The sequence below is a fragment of the Bacillus sp. FSL W8-0629 genome, assembly GCF_038593225.1.
Classification (GTDB): domain Bacteria; phylum Bacillota; class Bacilli; order Bacillales; family Bacillaceae; genus Bacillus; species Bacillus altitudinis.
In genome coordinates this window covers 1,181,408-1,196,431 of record NZ_CP151975.1, presented here as the reverse complement: position 1 = coordinate 1,196,431, position 15,024 = coordinate 1,181,408, and the positions used below count along the sequence as shown (strand labels likewise).

Sequence of the window (15,024 nt, the reverse complement as noted above, 5' to 3'; positions counted from 1 at the left end):
CTATGAAAGGACTAAAACCACCAAAAATCGAAAAAAAGAGATGGGATTTTTTGATTCAGAAGAAGCTGCTTTGTGCATTTCTAAACTATATGAATTAGAGCCTATTTGGTGGAGAATGTATTTTTTAACAACGTTAATTGCCGGTACAAGAAGAGGTGAGGGTCTGGCTTTAGAATGGAAAGACGTTGATTGGGATAAAGGAGGATTGAATATAAGCCGCAGTTTGTCCAAGACTAAAAATGGAGAAGCGTATATAAAAGCCACTAAAAACAAAAAAAGTCGTTTCGTTTCAATGCCTGAATGGTATATGGAAGATTTACAGAAATATTATTTGTGGTGGAGGAAAGAAAAAATGAAAGTTGGTGAAGAATGGGAAGGCGGTACATTTGAATTTTTATTCCACAACGGCAGCGGAAAACCATTTTACTATACAACTCCAACCGCTCGATGGGATAAGTTTAGAAAAAAAGCTGAGATAAAAGAAATAAGACTTCATGATCTAAGGCATACAATGGTTACTCTTCTTATTGAAGCTGGTGCTCAAATGAAAGCCATCCAAAAAAGAAGTGGTCATGAACGCCTTAAAGTTCTTTCTGACACATATAGTCATGTAACAGAAAAAGTTGATAAAGATACAGCTGATAAATTCGATGTGTTTAAAACAGCTCGTAGCGAAACCGCAAATTAATTTAAATATTAATAGACCATTTGATCAATTTCATAACTTTTTTTGAAAGAATGGCCCCACAAGTCGAAATCTTTGTTTTATGTGGAAAGATAAAAACAAAAAACCCTTGCTAGGCAAGGGTTTCAACGATGATTCCGACTGGGCTCGAACCAGCGACCTCTACCCTGTCAAGGTAGCGCTCTCCCAGCTGAGCTACGGAATCGGGTTATGTATCAGTTCTGGGCTTTCTGTTACTGACAGTCTCTATTATATAACCATCATGATCAATCGTCAATGGTTTTGTTCAAAAAAGGCACAAAGCCGGTATCCATACCGGCTTTTTACTGACTTTTATGATTGGTTTACAAGAGCTGGCTTTAGTTGATCTAGTGCTTGTTTGAAGTCCCTTTTGAGGTCTTCTCCGTTTTCTACGCCCACACTTAATCGAAGTAAACCATCCGTGATGCCTCTTTTTTCTCTTTCTTCTTTTGGCATAGCGGCATGGGACATTTTGGCCGGATAGGAAAGAATGGATTCGACTGCTCCGAGGCTGACGGCGAATACAGGTAATGTGACGCCATCGACCAATTCTTTGACAGCCGCTTGGTTTTCTAGTTCAAATGAAAGAACAGCACCTGCACCGCTCGCCTGCTTCCGCTGAATGTCTGCCCCTGGGTGATCATCTAATCCTGGGTAATATACTTTTTTGACCGCAGGATGTTCTTTGAGGAATGAAGCCAGTTCTAATGCGGTTTGACTGGCTTTTTCTAATCTGACTTGAAGGGTCTTTAATCCTCTAAGCACAAGCCAGCAATCCTGTACGCCAAGTACCGCCCCGAAGGAGTTTTGCAGCGAATAAAGTTCGTCTCCTAGCTTCTCATCTTTCACCACTGCTAAGCCTGACAGTACATCACTGTGGCCGCTTAAAAATTTCGTTGCGCTGTGCAGCACAACATCAACACCAAGGTCCAGCGGACGCTGAAGCGCAGGCGTTAAAAACGTATTATCTAAGAAAGTCAGACAGTCATGTTCTTTCGCAATCTGTACGACACCTTCAATATCCGTAATACCGAGTGTAGGGTTTGACGGTGTTTCCATGTAAATGACTTTTGTATTTGATTGAATGCCTTGTTTCACTTCATTCAAATCAGTCATGTCCACAAAGGTATGCTCAATCCCAAATCTCGAAAGAACTTGGGTGATCATTCGGAAAGTCCCGCCGTACACATCTCTTGTGACAAGGACATGATCTCCTTTTGATAATAGAAGAAAAGCGGTTGAAATGGCTGCCATACCTGACGCAAAGGCAAGACCCCTTGTTCCTCCTTCTAGCGCTGCAATGGTATCCTCTAATGCCTGACGTGTAGGGGTGCCTGATCGGGAGTAGTCATATTGACCAAAGTCATCGAAGCTGCTTTGGTGAAACGTCGATGCATGTTGAATCGGTACACTGACTGCACCTGTTGAACGGTCTGTTTTAAACGCATTATGAACGAGTTGTGTTTCTAGTGTCCAATCGTGTGTGGTCATTTCGTGTGTACCTCCTCTTTCACATTTGATAGTGCCTGTTTCAGGTCTGCTTTTAGGTCCTCCACATGCTCAATCCCGACTGAGAAACGGAGCAATTTGTTACACACACCGTTTGCGATGCGAATCTCTTCTGGGATGTCCATATGGGTTTGCGTTGCAGGATACGTAATGAAGCTTTCAACTCCGCCAAGGCTTTCAGCAAAACAAATCGTTTTCAGCTGCTTTAAAAATGGATTGACCCAGTCCTCTTTGGCTACTCGGAATGACAGCATGCCTCCCTTGCCTGGGTAAAGGACATCTTGAATTTCCGGCTGCTGCTTTAGAAAGTCAGCTAATTCCTTCGCATTTGCCTCGTGCTGACGCATTCTCAGCGCCAATGTTTTCATTCCTCTCATTAAAAGCCATGAGTCAAATGGAGATAAAACCGCCCCAATGGCGTTTTGATGCTGGAACATGTCTTCAGATAGCTTCTCTCCTTTTGTGACGACAAGTCCGGCAAGAACATCGTTATGTCCGCCTAAATATTTGGTTGCACTATGAATGACAATGTTCGCTCCGAGTGTAATCGGTTTTTGCAAGACGGGCGTATAAAAGGTGTTATCCACAATGACCAATGCACCGTGTTCTTTTGCGATTTTCGCAACCTTTTGAATATCCGCTTCCTGCATGAGTGGGTTTGTTGGCGTTTCAATAAAGACGGCTTTTGTATTTGGCGTCATTTTAGAGCGTAAACAGTCTTCATCTGAAAAATCATCATAAACAAAGCGCAGTCCGTACTTTTTCCATTCGTTTTCAAATAGACGGTATGTACCGCCATATAAATCTGATGAAACAATGAGTTCATCCCCGCTCTCAAACAGCGCCATGATCGTTTGGATGGCAGCCATTCCCGAACTGAAGGCAAAACCGGCCGTTCCTTCTTCGAGTGAAGCAATCGCATCTTCTACAAGCTGCCTTGTTGGGTTTTTCGTCCGAATATAATCAAATCCTGTTGATTCTCCAATGCCTCTATGTCTGTAAGCTGTTGAAAGATAAACGGGAGGACTGACAGTACCAGTCACCTCTTCGCTGCGGTTTCCAATTTGCGCTAACTTCGTTTCCACATGTTCTGTCATTTGACACCATCCTAAGTAAAAATCTAATTTCAAAACAGAAAAACCCCTTCTTCATAAGAAGAAGGGGTTTAATCGCTTCCTCTTATCTTCCAAGCAAAAAAGCTGCTTGCTGGATTTAGCACCTTGGTACATCACATGAAGTGATGCATACCGGTTGCTGAGGTTTCAAAGGGCCAGTCCCTCCACCTCTCACGATAAGAATGTGTTGTCTGTCTGTTCTAATTCTTAATACTGTAACGCATTAAACCTCATTTTTCAAGGGGAAATGTAACGATTAATTAAAATTTTCTGTATTTTGTAGCAGATTGAATGTTAGCCAATTTGATTGCATGTTAGCATATAGGAACAACGCTGTTTTTCGTGTTACAATGAATGGAAACGTTTCACTTATGATGAATTTGGTTAGCTGGAGGAATGGATTATGGTGAAGAAAACAGGCATCATTCAAGAAGAAACCTTACAGTCAAAAGAACTTGGGGCAGATATGACCATTTTGATTTATTTACCAGTCAATTACTCCCCCCTTTATACATATCATGTCATCATTGCACAAGATGGTCATGATTATTTCCGTCTAGGTAAAATAGGCAGACAAGCGGAAGAATTAATGCAAAACAAAGAAATGGAACGCTCGATTATCATTGGTGTCCCATATGAAAATGTTACTGAAAGACGAAATACGTATCATCCAGACGGACCAAAGTTCGAGGCGTATAAACGCTTTTTGGCAAATGAACTAGTTCCGTATATTGATGAACACTATCCAACGTATCAAGTTGGATCAGGTCGTACATTTATTGGTGATTCATTAGGTGCTACGATCTCACTTATGACAGCCATTGATTATCCTTCGTTATTTGGCGGACTGATTTTGCAGTCTCCTTACGTGGATGAGTCTGTTCTGCAAGCAGTCAAACAGTCATCATCCCTTGCTCATTATGCCATTATCCATCAAATCGGGTTAGAAGAAACAGCTGTGAAAACGACAGATGGGCAAGTGCTAGACTTTATTCAGCCGAACGAAGAATTAAAGGTCCTTTTGGAGAAGTCCGGTGCGGATTATTTATTTGAGACATTCGAAGGCGATCATAAATGGACGTTTTGGCAGCCGCTCATTTCACCTTCGTTAAAAAGAATGCTCCCATATTCGTTAATCAACTGAATTTTGTTATAATAAAAAATAATAAATACTTTCTTAATCAGGAGGGAACATGATGAAATACGGAGTTGTTTTATTTCCATCAAAAAAATTGCAAGACATTGCGAACTCTTATCGGAAACGTTATGATCCGAACTATGCACTCATACCACCTCATTTAACATTAAGAACACCTTTTGAATTAACGGATCTAGAAGCAGCTGAGGTCGTCTCCACCTTGCGAGAGTACGCAAAAAATGCTTCTCCTATTACGTTACGTATTAAAAAATTCAGTTCATTCGCTCCTGTAAACAACGTGATTTATATGAAAGTAGAACCGAACGAAGAATTAATGACTCTCAATGAGAAGTTGTACACTGATCCGCTTGCTGGTACACCTGAATATGCATTTGTTCCGCATGTGACAGTGGCTCAAAAGTTATCAGACGATGAGCATTCAGACGTTCTAGGCACATTGAAGCTCAGAAAAATTGACCACGAGGAAACGGTTGACCGCTTCCATCTTTTATATCAATTAGAGAACGGTTCTTGGACCGTTTATGAAACATTTATCTTAGGAGAAGAGGGTTAAAGACATTTGAATACAGTCATCGTAAAAGAACAAACACAACGAGAAGATGCTTATTATGTTCGAAAAGAAGTTTTCGTAAAAGAACAAGAAGTCCCGTTAGAGATCGAAATTGATGAACTTGAGGACGAAGCCATTCATTTTGTCATTTATAATGATGACAACAAACCACAAGCTGCTGCTAGACTGCGCATAATTGAAGGTCATAAGGCAAAGCTTGAACGAATTTGTGTATTAAAAGAGGCGCGCTCTTTCGGTCTTGGCCATCAGCTTTTAGAAGCACTTGAGTCTGAAGCGATGGCAAACGGAGCGAAAGAAGCTGTCATGCATGCACAAGTCCAAGCTCTTCCTTTCTACGAAAAGAAAGGCTACAAAGCCGTTTCAGAACCGTTTGAAGAAGCAGGGATTACACATGTCAAAATGACAAAAACACTATCCGTTTAACGAAAATAAAAAGCCAGGGCATCATGGATGCTCTGGCTTTTTATTGATTCCATCTCGTTCGCTCAGGAAGAAAGCGCAGTCATTTAGACGTAAGTATTGATATGAACGCCCTTACCTTCTTCCATAAACATATCTCGTACAAAGCGTTCCCGCTTTTTTTGCTGTACTTTCGTTTCCGCTTCTGTCACTAAGTCCTCTTTTTTCTCCAGCTCTCTGTATACCTTGTCATGAAAGGTGCGGGTGACCTTCGTCACTTTCGCATAGTCTTCTTTATCCTGAGGAGCAGGACGATTGATATATTGAAAATACAGATCCGGCTGAATCGGGGCTATATATCCCATCAAGAACGCCTCCTTTGCTTCTCTTCTACTCTACTATTCCCTAATTATGACTGTTTGAAACACGCCTCATTTGATATGATTAGATGTGTTTCTTTTTAAGATTGATTGACTATTGGAGGACTAGCTTTGAAATGCGCACGACGACATGATCGAACGATCTCATTACATACATATTCGAGAGAACACTATCAATTCCTCCATGATGAGGGGAAAAAAGGGCATTTATCTTGCCCATATTGCGGACAACCCGTCTTTTTTAGATTAAATATACATGAAGAACCTGCCTTTATCCATAAGCAAATATCTCAGCAAGAGATTTGCGAAAAAAGAGAACAACAAGAGGAAAAGAAACCGGCTGAACGAGAGGAAGAGGCATCCTACAAAGAACTTGGCGGCTTTCGCTTTCCAACCGGCAAACAGATCATCTCACAAACAGAAGAATCGGATGACTGGCAGGAACCACGATCCATTCAATTTGGCGAAACCTTTCATTTAGAAAAGAATGAAGAAGTGCATACCATTGACCTCTTTCCACACATCACCTTTAGCGCACCGCAGCTTCAAGCAGTCACACACAAAGACGGTCCGATGCTTGTGCTAGCTGGCGCCGGCAGCGGGAAAACAAGGGTACTGACAGCAAGAGCTGCTTATCTGATGTCGCACCATCAAATCCCTGCTCACCATATTCTGCTCGTGACCTTCACCACAAAAGCAAGCAGTGAAATGAAAGAAAGACTGCGTATGCAGTATCAGCTTCATCCTTCACAGGCGAGCCAAGTTGTGACAGGCACATTCCACAGTCTATTTTATAAAATGCTGCTTCACGATGATCGGGGTAAATGGAACGGACAGCATTTGATCAAATTCGACTGGCAAAAAGAGCAGTATATTCGCAAAGCGATCATGAATGAAGGACTTGATGAAAAAGACTATCCAACCGATCAAGTGCTGCAATCAATCGGCTATTGGAAAAATGCTTTTTTACCAAACGAACTTCCTGAGCTGAAAGATGAAAAGGAAAAGCAAATATGGACAATCTATCAGTCATACGAACAGCAAAAGCGTGAAAATCAACAATTTGACTTTGATGACATGGCGATTGCCTGTTTACACATGCTGAATAAGCAGCCTGAATTGCTCAAACAATATCAAGAACGATTCAAGTATATTTTAGTAGATGAATTTCAAGATATTAATCCCGTACAATATCAATTAATCCAGCTTTTAGCTGGAGAATCCGAGCAGCTATTTTGTGTAGGCGATGATGATCAAGCCATCTATGCATTTAGAGGAAGCAATCCTGCTTTTATTCTTGACTTCAAACAGGACTATCCTTCGGCCGAGATCGTCCATTTACATGCAAATTACCGCTCTCATCATACGATTGTCGCAAGTGCAGACGCCATTATTAAGAAGAACCAGCATCGTTACGAGAAAACGTTAAAAGCCGTACGCGTGGAGAAAATTCCGCCGACTCTTTTTTATCCATATGACGAGGAAGAGGAAGCGACCATGATCGTAGCAGATATTCAGGAGAAAATTAAAAACGGTGCAAAACCGAATGACTTTTGCGTGCTGTTTAGAACGAATACAGGAGGCCGTGCGATTTATGAACGTCTTCATCAATCGGCGATTCCGTATCAAACCGATGCTGGTGTAAAAGCCTTTTATAGCAGAAGAATTGTTCGGGTGCTGCTCGCTTTTCTTTCGCTAAGTCAGGATGCAGATGATGTCGCCGCAATGAAGCTGCTGCTGCCCGTTTTCTTTTTAAAGCAGCAAACACTGAATACCCTGAAGGCGCTGACCATTACGGAAGATTGTTCTATGGTAGAGGCACTTGGAAAGCTAACAGACATTCAGCCGTTTCAGCGCAAAAAACTGCAATCGATCGTTCCCCTGTTTCGAACGTTAAAATCGTTAAAGCCATCTGAAGCTGTAGCGTTTATTGAACAAAGGATGGGACTTGGTGATTATTTAAAAAAACGTGTGAATGATACGAATGTGCTTGAAAAAGGAACAGATGATGTACGAGATGTGAAAACAGCGGCGAAACGTTTTGAAACAATTGAAGCCTTCCTCGCTCATGCCGAACATATGAAATCTGCTGAAAAGGAAAAATCAGATGTACCAGGCGTTCAGCTCATGACGATCCACCGTGCGAAGGGACTAGAATTCCAAACAGTGTACATCACGAGCGTGGTTGATGGGGCGCTCCCTCATGACTTTGCACTTGATGAGCTGAGAAGCGGTGATGAAGAAGCCATTGAAGAGGAGCGGCGCTTATTATACGTTGCCATGACGAGAGCAGAACAATCCCTTTATCTATCCGTTCCATCATATAGAAGAGGAAAAACTGCTCACCGCTCCCGCTTTTTGTACCCTCTTTTAAAGAAAAATCGAGAATTATTCACACAAAAACAACAGGCCCCCCTTTAAACGGAGAGCCTGTTGTTTATTTTTTGTTGTTCATCATTTTAGCGATTGTATTAAAATCAAGCTTTTCTTTTCCACTTGTAATCGATTGAACGATTTTGTCTTCCATTTCTTTAGGTACACGTTTGTTTGCAAGCTGCGCTACTTTTTTAATGACACCTCGAACGGTATTCTCATCTTTAAAGTTCGCGTTTTGCAAAGAACCTGCAAGCTTAAAGACATCATTCATATTTACACCTGTTTTATTTTCCACACTTTTAAAGAACTTATTATCCATTCCTTTGCCTCCTCTTTGTGGAGTAATCACCTTACTATATGAAAATAGGCGAGATATGTGCCTATCCTGCTGCCTTGTTAGCAAAGAGAAAGGAAAGCAAAAGGCTTCCCTATTGCTTCCCTCACCTTCTTACTGTTTAGTTAAAGAAAGAAGCACCAACGATGATTAGAAGAATGAAAAGCACGACGACAAGAACAAAAGTTGAACCATAACCGCCGCCGTAGCCGCCGCCATAACCTCCGCAATAACCGCCACCGTAACCGTAACAACTCATATTTAAGCACCTCCTCTTCTCCCTTACAAAATATGAAAAATACATGAAATGGTTTGGACGATCACATAAAAAAGTGCGGAATTTTTATTTCTGCTGTTTAAAGACGTAATCTGCCTCTCCATGACGGATCATGAATGCTTCTGTTTCTTTCGCAAAAGTATCCATTTTCTCGCCAAATGCTTTTAAGTGCTCTTCAAGATCCTTCGCTTTATTCGCTAGATCCATTTCAGCTTTTTCGTGCGCTTGCTCTTTCCCATCATGGGGTTTAGTGAACAAGGAACCGATTAATTGTTCGAATGCATCCATTCTGGTCACCCCTTCTCTCTTACATATGCATCACCCAAAAAAAGGGCAACAAAAAAACCGGATAAATCCGGCTTTTGTTTTTCCCTATTGAGGTTTCTTTTTCTTCCCGCAGCCGCAGCCCGTCTTCTTGATTTTCTTCGTATATACAGATTGTTGATTTGACTGCGCTGGATACCCTTGAAGCATATGTGACGGTGTTTCAGTTGGTTTCATCGCAACCCTTCCTTTCCTATTCCATGTTAGTATATGCATTTTCTTTAAGCGTGTCTGATCAGAATGCCTGTTTATTTCACAAGCTTCGACACGACTGCTTCAATCAAGCCTGCTGCTGCGGCAATCGCTAATAGTAAATTAAGCCACATGCTGATGACAGGAAAAAATATGTATATCAGTAGTAAAGCAGCAGTGCACCACATACCCGTACACCAATAACAGCTTAACAGCTCTCCTATCCACGATCGCAGTCCCTTCCCCTTAATGACGATATAGGTCTCGACTTCACCTTGTTCGTTTACCTCTTCTTGCTCTTCATGAAATAGACGGCGAAAGGGGGCTGTAATCGTATCAAACACGATCAATCTCGTCAGCCTAAAGGATGCGAGGGCAAATATAGCAAATGACAAAGCGCCGCTCATGGAACCTCCACCTCCTTCATTCTTCTTTTTCCGTCCTTTCTTTATATATGCAAAAAGAAAGACCGCCATGATGAATCGGGTGCAAATAAAATTGGGTTGTACTTTTTCATGCTTTCCGATTCCACCTTGAGCCTCTGCTGCATTAAATAATGTATAGATAAGAAAGGAGTGAAAGTATTGTCTATTGAAGAAAGTGCTGATTTATTATACACACAACTGTTGAACGAATTAATCAGCAATTATGATGATTTCATCGAGATCAAGGATTCCGAAAATGTCACGATTCATAAAACAGATGTAACAGCCGCACTCTCCCTTCAAGCGACCGTAACGACAATCATTACTCTTTTAATTCAAATTCTTGTACCAGATGATGAATTGGCTGCAGACATCACAGAACAGCTTTTAGCTGCACAACAAGTGACAGTTCAAAAGAAAACCGTGATTCAAATCATCAATTGTTATAACGTCACGATTACATTATCTGATGCATCCATTATGAACTCCGTACAAATTCTCACTCAAACACTGAATGTACTTTTAGTTGAAGCCGGCATTCTTTGACCCTTTCTTTTTCTAACATCACGTATGAAAGAGGTGAAATAATCGTGGCTGAAGAGAACGAAAAAAAGGAGTTTCAAATCAACACTGATGTTGATCCATTAACAAGCCTTCTTGTGAGTGATATTTTAAACAAAAATAATGTCACAGATGATCAGAAAGCAAACCTTTCAGAAGATCAAAGAAGGATGATTTTGAAGCTGGTTCAGGATTTACAAAAGAAAGCAGATGATTTCGTACAGCAGCAGCAGGAGAAAAAGCGTCAGGCAGAGGCAGCAAAACATGCAGAAGAGGTCGAGCCTGAACCACAAGTGCGCCCTAAACGAAATTCACTTAGAGAACGTATCCAGCAGCGTCGTCAAGCGCAGCAAAATAACGATTAAATAAAAATGGGTTGCCTGCTAGGATAAATGCCCGAGACAAAACCAATCATTCCAGCATTTAATAAAGTAAACGGAAGGAGGAAAAGAAATGGATTCTAAACCATACTCTTGGGTCGCTCTAGATCGCAACTGTACACATCACGGCGATTACCATCATAACTACGAAAGAAAAGCAGTTTGTGACGGCCACTATTATGATGATGAAGATGTTTTACAAGACTTTGATCAAGTGAGTGTAACAAAGCAGACATCTGAGGAAGTCATTATCGTTAGAGATTCTTGTGACATTAACGTCTCTTCTGTTGATGCACAGGTTGCAGCATCTATCCAAGCAGCTGTTCAAACAGCGATCATCACCATTACAAACATCTCAATCGCTGATGGTGACCTAGCTGACCGCGTCACGCAAGATCTATTGCAAGCAGCTAGCCACAAACAAACAAATCGCCAGAAACTTGTCATCGAAAACTCTAGAAACGTTACAGTCTCTACAATCGACGCAGACATCTCTATTGCCATCCAAACGCTTACACAGACACTTGTTGCGACGATCGTTGCAATTGGTATCCTCTAATGTACAAAAGCAGAGCGAAAAGCTCTGCTTTTCCTTTTTCTAAAAATACAACAAAGATAAATAGTCATTTACCCACACCAACTAGAGGGCGCATACATATGTTGTTAAGGACTAAAGTCAAATACCTTGTTAAAGGAGCTGAAATCCATGAGCTGCGGAAAACACCATGGCCGACATGATGAAAACTGTGTATGCGATGCGGTTGATAAGATTTTAGCAGAGCAGGAAGCTGTAGAAGATAAATGTCCTACGAGCTGCTACAGTAATTTATTAAGCCCGACAGTTTCTGGAAAAGATACGATTCCGTTTTTACTTTTTGATAAAAAGGGCGGATTGTTCTCTACTTTCGGAAACATTGGAGGATTTGTTGACGATTGCCAATGCTTCGAATCCATTTTCTTCCGGGTTGAAAAATTGCATGACTGCTGTGCCACATTATCTGTATTAAGACCTGTTGATGTACACGGACATACGCTAAGCGTTTGTCACCCTTGCGATCCTGACTTCTTTGGTTTAGAAAAAGCGGACTTTTGTATCGAAGTTGATTTGAACTGTTTCTGCGCGATCCAATGTTTAAATCCAGAACTTGTCGACAGAGTCATGCCAACAAAAGATAAAAAGCATCATCACCACGGCTAAACCAATCGCCCGCTCATCTAACTTGTCATAAGTCAAAGCATCCCCTTCCTCACGAATGACAACCAATCATGCGGAGCAGTCAGCAAAAGGCGGCCGCTTCCGCATTGATTGACATTAGATGCATCAACCGGCGAGACACGTAATAAAGCTTATAGATGATGATGACAGTGCTCAAACACTCAAACAAATTTCCTTGTATAGGAGGGTTGAATATGAGCCGCAAACATTCATGGAACTGTGTAGCAGAGGCTGTTGAAAACATAAACGACTTACAAAATGCCGTCGAAGAGGATTGCCCAACCAGCTGTTACAGCAATCTCCTTTCTCCATCACATTCATTAGGTGACACTGTCCCGTTTGTTCTATTTACCTCAAAATCAAAACCATTCGTCGCATTCGGAAACGTCGGAGAAGTAGATGCTGGCCCTTGCTTCAGCACTGCATTTTTCAGAGTCGAACACATCTCTGATCACTGCGCAACACTCAGCTTGCTTATTGCATTTGACAAAGATCGTCATATTTTAGATTTTACAGATAAAGATTCCGTATGTGATGTGTTCCGTTTAGAAAAATCAAAATATTGCATTGAAGTAGACCTTGACTGCTTCTGCGCAATCGAGTGCTTAAATCCAAGACTCATCAACCGTAGCTGCTAACAAAAAAAGTCCCGTTATGGGACTTTTTTTATGTTCATTAAAAACCAAGTGGATGAATAGAAGAAATATCACCAATCGCTAATTCCACTGGATTACCGCCGCCTGCCGTGCGGATGACGACCATATTGTCTTTTCTCTCCATGATGATTCCTCTGTATGTTTTTCCATCGGCTTCAATGAGGCAAAGCGCTCTCGGCATATTATGCGGCAGACTTGTAAGAAAATCGACTTTCTCCTCGATATTCATTTGGCTTAACGGCTTCTTCACTCGTTTTCTTCTTGGTTCTTCTTTTGTTTCATGAAATACGCCTTCTGGCTGTTTTTCTTGTTCTTGTACTGGCTCTCGATTTTGTGAATTATCTTTTTCTTGATTGATCTCCCGCTCTTGCTGTAGCGCAGGCGGCTCTTCTTTTTTCTGCTTTACTTCCTGTGATACAGGTTCTTGCACGCTCTCTTCGATTGCATGCTCTTTGTCGCTTTTTTTGGTTTCTGAAGGTTTTTCTGACTTCTTGCGCTTTCTCACAATATTTTGCATGGCCGGCGCTGATTCATCATAGCTCGGCTGAACAATATACATAAGCGGCTTTTGATTCTCATCACCTTTATTTGACATACTAATCCCTCCCGAATGATTCATTCCTTATATATATGAGAGGACACCCCAAATCAGAAGAAAAATAAAAAACAGCATACCAGTGATTGGTATGCTGCAAATCATTTATTCGTTTAGCGGGCAATGATATGGAAGCCAGAATCAACATGAAGATTCTCACCTGTCATGCCGCGCGATAAATCACTGAATAAGAATAGTGCTGTATCGCCAACTTCTTCAGGAGTCGTTGTACGGCGAAGCGGTGCACGCTCTTCAATATCCTTCAGGATCGTATTAAAGCCGCTGATTCCTTTTGCAGATAACGTACGAATTGGACCAGCAGAAATGCTGTTCACACGGATGCCTTCCGCTCCAAGATCAGCTGCTAAGTATTTCACACTTGCTTCAAGGGCTGCTTTTGCTACACCCATGACATTGTAGTTAGAGACAACGCGCTCTCCGCCTAGGTAAGTAAGTGTGACAATGCTTCCGCCTTCTGTCATGAGCGGACGTGCTGCTTTTGCTACAGCTGTTAGTGAATAGGCACTAATGTTGTGCGCTAAAAGGAAACCTTCACGGTTCGTGTTCAAATATTCACCGACAAGCTCTTCTTTGTTCGCAAATGCAATCGCATGTGCAACACCATGGATGACTTGTACTTTTTCTTTAATCGTTGCAAAACATTTTTCGATTTCTTCATCACTTGTCACATCACAAGGAAGAATAATGGAATCATCACGCTCTAGCGTGCTTGCTAGCTCTTTCACTGATTCTGCCAGACGATCTCCAACATAAGTAAAAATCAAACGAGCTCCTGCTTCGTGAAGTGAACGAGCAATTCCCCAAGCGATGCTTCGTTTATTGGCAACACCCATCACCACAATATTACGGCCTTCTAAAGAAAAATTCATATGTATTAAAGCCTCCTATTTTTTCAAGACATAGTATTAGTACCTGATCATAATCTTATCACAAATCATGAGATATTGACAATTTCCTCTGAAAGAAAGTTTTTATTTCAGAAAAAAGACCGCCCTCACAAGTGAAGACAGTCTTCTTTTTATGCTTTGACTCTGTTTTGCTGATAAGCAAAGTGGTTAGTCGGTCCGTGCCCAGCGCCAATATTCAGAGGAAATTTGATCGCCTCATGGACAAAGGTTTCTGCCGTTTCAAAGGCTTCCTTCATGGAACGACCTTTTGCTATTTCTGCCGTTAATGCCGCTGCAAATGTACAGCCTGTTCCGTGTGTATGTGGTGTATCAATATGTTCATTACTGAGTTCAAAAAAGCTTTTTCCATCGTACAAAAGATCTGTAATGAGGCCGTCTGAAGGGCTATGACCTCCTTTGATCACAACATAGGACGTGCCAAGCTCATAAAGTCGTTCTGCTGCTCTATGGCGATCGTCTTTTGTCTGAATGCGCATGCCTGTCAGCACTTCTGCCTCAGGGAGATTCGGTGTGACTGCATAACTGACAGGTAGTAACTGTGTTTTCATAGCAGAGACCGCATCTTCATTTAATAAAGAAGCGCCTCCTTTAGCAATCATGACTGGATCGACAATTAGTTTCAATTCATATTGCTTCGTCTTTTCAGCAACGACACTGATCATGTCGGCACTCCACAGCATCCCTGTTTTAGCGGCATCTGGCAACAAGTCTTCTGCTACTGCATCAATTTGACTTTCGAGCGCCTCGATAGACAGTGGATAAATACCGTGAACACCAAGTGTGTTTTGAGCTGTAATGGCCGTAATGGCGGACATTCCGTACACACCAAGCTCCTGAAAGGTTTTCAAGTCTGCTTGAATACCTGCTCCACCACCAGAATCAGTACCTGCGATGGTTAATGCTTTTTTAATCGTCATGTC

At 41.6% G+C, this 15,024-nt stretch carries 21 protein-coding genes, 1 tRNA gene and 1 riboswitch; of the genes, 10 read left to right on the top strand and 12 right to left on the bottom strand.

What is annotated here, in order from left to right; all coding sequences use genetic code 11:
* The first annotated feature begins 40 nt into the window (after positions 1-40).
* Positions 41-688, top strand: a complete 648-nt coding sequence (locus NSQ17_RS06045; RefSeq protein ID WP_138278402.1) for a site-specific integrase — start codon at positions 41-43, stop codon at positions 686-688.
* A gap of 129 nt (positions 689-817) precedes the next feature.
* On the opposite strand, the gene NSQ17_RS06040 is transcribed toward NSQ17_RS06045, so the two are convergent.
* The 3 genes from NSQ17_RS06040 to NSQ17_RS06030 form a co-directional block, all read right to left on the bottom strand.
* Positions 818-890 (bottom strand) — tRNA-Val (locus NSQ17_RS06040).
* A 128-nt stretch (positions 891-1,018) separates the two neighbouring features.
* On the bottom strand, positions 1,019-2,197 hold the full coding sequence (gene metC, locus NSQ17_RS06035) for a cystathionine beta-lyase (protein WP_100324888.1): 1,179 nt from the start codon (positions 2,195-2,197) through the stop codon (positions 1,019-1,021).
* Complete coding sequence (locus NSQ17_RS06030) at positions 2,194-3,312, bottom strand: methionine biosynthesis PLP-dependent protein (RefSeq protein WP_342467949.1); 1,119 nt, start codon at positions 3,310-3,312, stop codon at positions 2,194-2,196. The genes metC and NSQ17_RS06030 overlap by 4 nt, the downstream gene beginning before the upstream one ends.
* Positions 3,313-3,391: 79 nt before the next feature.
* Positions 3,392-3,513: riboswitch (SAM riboswitch) on the bottom strand.
* 220 nt (positions 3,514-3,733) lie between these two features.
* Between NSQ17_RS06030 and NSQ17_RS06025 the strand changes: the two genes are divergently transcribed.
* Genes NSQ17_RS06025 through NSQ17_RS06015 form a run of 3 tightly spaced genes read left to right on the top strand, consistent with a single transcriptional unit; the run spans position 3,734 to position 5,483 of the window.
* A complete protein-coding gene (locus NSQ17_RS06025) occupies positions 3,734-4,474 on the top strand; it encodes an esterase family protein (protein WP_019743058.1) in 741 nt (246 codons plus the stop codon).
* Between the two features lie 52 nt (positions 4,475-4,526).
* Positions 4,527-5,042 carry a YjcG family protein gene (locus NSQ17_RS06020; protein WP_024720139.1) on the top strand — a complete coding sequence of 172 codons (516 nt, stop codon included), beginning with the start codon at positions 4,527-4,529 and terminating at the stop codon, positions 5,040-5,042.
* Between the two features lie 6 nt (positions 5,043-5,048).
* Positions 5,049-5,483 (top strand): GNAT family N-acetyltransferase, encoded by a 435-nt coding sequence (locus NSQ17_RS06015; protein ID WP_008348412.1) that lies wholly within the window; start codon positions 5,049-5,051, stop codon positions 5,481-5,483.
* An 83-nt stretch (positions 5,484-5,566) separates the two neighbouring features.
* On the opposite strand, the gene NSQ17_RS06010 is transcribed toward NSQ17_RS06015, so the two are convergent.
* On the bottom strand, positions 5,567-5,824 hold the full coding sequence (locus NSQ17_RS06010; protein WP_008348414.1) for a hypothetical protein: 258 nt from the start codon (positions 5,822-5,824) through the stop codon (positions 5,567-5,569).
* Positions 5,825-5,950: 126 nt separating this feature from the next.
* Between NSQ17_RS06010 and NSQ17_RS06005 the strand changes: the two genes are divergently transcribed.
* Positions 5,951-8,260, top strand: coding sequence for an ATP-dependent helicase (locus NSQ17_RS06005; protein ID WP_342467948.1), 2,310 nt, complete (start codon positions 5,951-5,953; stop codon positions 8,258-8,260).
* Positions 8,261-8,276: 16 nt separating this feature from the next.
* Here NSQ17_RS06005 and NSQ17_RS06000 read toward each other — a convergent pair whose 3' ends face one another.
* The 5 genes from NSQ17_RS06000 to NSQ17_RS05980 form a co-directional block, all read right to left on the bottom strand.
* Positions 8,277-8,534 (bottom strand): stage VI sporulation protein F, encoded by a 258-nt coding sequence (locus NSQ17_RS06000; protein ID WP_008348417.1) that lies wholly within the window; start codon positions 8,532-8,534, stop codon positions 8,277-8,279.
* Positions 8,535-8,670: 136 nt separating this feature from the next.
* On the bottom strand, positions 8,671-8,808 hold the full coding sequence (locus tag NSQ17_RS05995) for a YjcZ family sporulation protein (RefSeq protein ID WP_008348419.1): 138 nt from the start codon (positions 8,806-8,808) through the stop codon (positions 8,671-8,673).
* An 84-nt stretch (positions 8,809-8,892) separates the two neighbouring features.
* Positions 8,893-9,114, bottom strand: coding sequence for a hypothetical protein (locus NSQ17_RS05990; RefSeq protein WP_008348420.1), 222 nt, complete (start codon positions 9,112-9,114; stop codon positions 8,893-8,895).
* Between the two features lie 84 nt (positions 9,115-9,198).
* Entirely contained in the window at positions 9,199-9,327 is a 129-nt protein-coding gene (locus NSQ17_RS05985; protein ID WP_008348422.1) for a hypothetical protein, read from the bottom strand.
* 71 nt (positions 9,328-9,398) lie between these two features.
* Positions 9,399-9,749, bottom strand: coding sequence for a DUF1360 domain-containing protein (locus NSQ17_RS05980; RefSeq protein WP_035700339.1), 351 nt, complete (start codon positions 9,747-9,749; stop codon positions 9,399-9,401).
* 177 nt (positions 9,750-9,926) lie between these two features.
* Here NSQ17_RS05980 and NSQ17_RS05975 point away from each other — a divergent pair, with 177 nt between their 5' ends.
* From NSQ17_RS05975 to NSQ17_RS05955, 5 genes are all read left to right on the top strand, one after another.
* A complete protein-coding gene (locus NSQ17_RS05975; protein ID WP_007498962.1) occupies positions 9,927-10,313 on the top strand; it encodes a spore coat protein in 387 nt (128 codons plus the stop codon).
* A 44-nt stretch (positions 10,314-10,357) separates the two neighbouring features.
* Positions 10,358-10,693, top strand: coding sequence for a hypothetical protein (locus tag NSQ17_RS05970; protein WP_035392394.1), 336 nt, complete (start codon positions 10,358-10,360; stop codon positions 10,691-10,693).
* Between the two features lie 88 nt (positions 10,694-10,781).
* Positions 10,782-11,267, top strand: a complete 486-nt coding sequence (locus tag NSQ17_RS05965; RefSeq protein WP_008348431.1) for a spore coat protein — start codon at positions 10,782-10,784, stop codon at positions 11,265-11,267.
* A 147-nt stretch (positions 11,268-11,414) separates the two neighbouring features.
* Entirely contained in the window at positions 11,415-11,906 is a 492-nt protein-coding gene (locus NSQ17_RS05960; RefSeq protein ID WP_008348432.1) for a CotY/CotZ family spore coat protein, read from the top strand.
* A 212-nt stretch (positions 11,907-12,118) separates the two neighbouring features.
* A complete protein-coding gene (locus tag NSQ17_RS05955) occupies positions 12,119-12,562 on the top strand; it encodes a CotY/CotZ family spore coat protein (protein WP_008348434.1) in 444 nt (147 codons plus the stop codon).
* Positions 12,563-12,599: 37 nt separating this feature from the next.
* Here the strand turns inward: NSQ17_RS05955 and NSQ17_RS05950 are convergent, their stop codons facing one another.
* The 3 genes from NSQ17_RS05950 to thiD form a co-directional block, all read right to left on the bottom strand.
* Entirely contained in the window at positions 12,600-13,175 is a 576-nt protein-coding gene (locus NSQ17_RS05950) for a CotO family spore coat protein (RefSeq protein WP_024720134.1), read from the bottom strand.
* 113 nt (positions 13,176-13,288) lie between these two features.
* Entirely contained in the window at positions 13,289-14,065 is a 777-nt protein-coding gene (gene fabI, locus NSQ17_RS05945) for an enoyl-ACP reductase FabI (protein WP_003211867.1), read from the bottom strand.
* A 149-nt stretch (positions 14,066-14,214) separates the two neighbouring features.
* Complete coding sequence (gene thiD / locus NSQ17_RS05940) at positions 14,215-15,021, bottom strand: bifunctional hydroxymethylpyrimidine kinase/phosphomethylpyrimidine kinase (RefSeq protein WP_342467947.1); 807 nt, start codon at positions 15,019-15,021, stop codon at positions 14,215-14,217.
* Between the last annotated feature and the right edge of the window lie 3 nt (positions 15,022-15,024).

What these genes read in the sequence shown, in the direction of transcription:
- NSQ17_RS06010 (WP_008348414.1), bottom strand. Translation starts at nt 5,824, where the DNA reads ATGGGATATATAGCCCCGATTCAGCCGGATCTGTATTTTCAATATATC.
- NSQ17_RS06045 (WP_138278402.1), top strand. Translation starts at nt 41, where the DNA reads ATGGGATTTTTTGATTCAGAAGAAGCTGCTTTGTGCATTTCTAAACTA.
- NSQ17_RS05965 (WP_008348431.1), top strand. Translation starts at nt 10,782, where the DNA reads ATGGATTCTAAACCATACTCTTGGGTCGCTCTAGATCGCAACTGTACA.
- fabI (WP_003211867.1), bottom strand. Translation starts at nt 14,065, where the DNA reads ATGAATTTTTCTTTAGAAGGCCGTAATATTGTGGTGATGGGTGTTGCC.
- NSQ17_RS05985 (WP_008348422.1), bottom strand. Translation starts at nt 9,327, where the DNA reads ATGAAACCAACTGAAACACCGTCACATATGCTTCAAGGGTATCCAGCG.
- NSQ17_RS05960 (WP_008348432.1), top strand. Translation starts at nt 11,415, where the DNA reads ATGAGCTGCGGAAAACACCATGGCCGACATGATGAAAACTGTGTATGC.
- NSQ17_RS05980 (WP_035700339.1), bottom strand. Translation starts at nt 9,749, where the DNA reads ATGAGCGGCGCTTTGTCATTTGCTATATTTGCCCTCGCATCCTTTAGG.
- NSQ17_RS06030 (WP_342467949.1), bottom strand. Translation starts at nt 3,312, where the DNA reads ATGACAGAACATGTGGAAACGAAGTTAGCGCAAATTGGAAACCGCAGC.
- NSQ17_RS06025 (WP_019743058.1), top strand. Translation starts at nt 3,734, where the DNA reads ATGGTGAAGAAAACAGGCATCATTCAAGAAGAAACCTTACAGTCAAAA.
- NSQ17_RS06000 (WP_008348417.1), bottom strand. Translation starts at nt 8,534, where the DNA reads ATGGATAATAAGTTCTTTAAAAGTGTGGAAAATAAAACAGGTGTAAAT.
- NSQ17_RS05995 (WP_008348419.1), bottom strand. Translation starts at nt 8,808, where the DNA reads ATGAGTTGTTACGGTTACGGTGGCGGTTATTGCGGAGGTTATGGCGGC.
- NSQ17_RS05950 (WP_024720134.1), bottom strand. Translation starts at nt 13,175, where the DNA reads ATGTCAAATAAAGGTGATGAGAATCAAAAGCCGCTTATGTATATTGTT.
- NSQ17_RS05955 (WP_008348434.1), top strand. Translation starts at nt 12,119, where the DNA reads ATGAGCCGCAAACATTCATGGAACTGTGTAGCAGAGGCTGTTGAAAAC.
- metC (WP_100324888.1), bottom strand. Translation starts at nt 2,197, where the DNA reads ATGACCACACACGATTGGACACTAGAAACACAACTCGTTCATAATGCG.
- NSQ17_RS06020 (WP_024720139.1), top strand. Translation starts at nt 4,527, where the DNA reads ATGAAATACGGAGTTGTTTTATTTCCATCAAAAAAATTGCAAGACATT.
- NSQ17_RS05990 (WP_008348420.1), bottom strand. Translation starts at nt 9,114, where the DNA reads ATGGATGCATTCGAACAATTAATCGGTTCCTTGTTCACTAAACCCCAT.
- thiD (WP_342467947.1), bottom strand. Translation starts at nt 15,021, where the DNA reads ATGACGATTAAAAAAGCATTAACCATCGCAGGTACTGATTCTGGTGGT.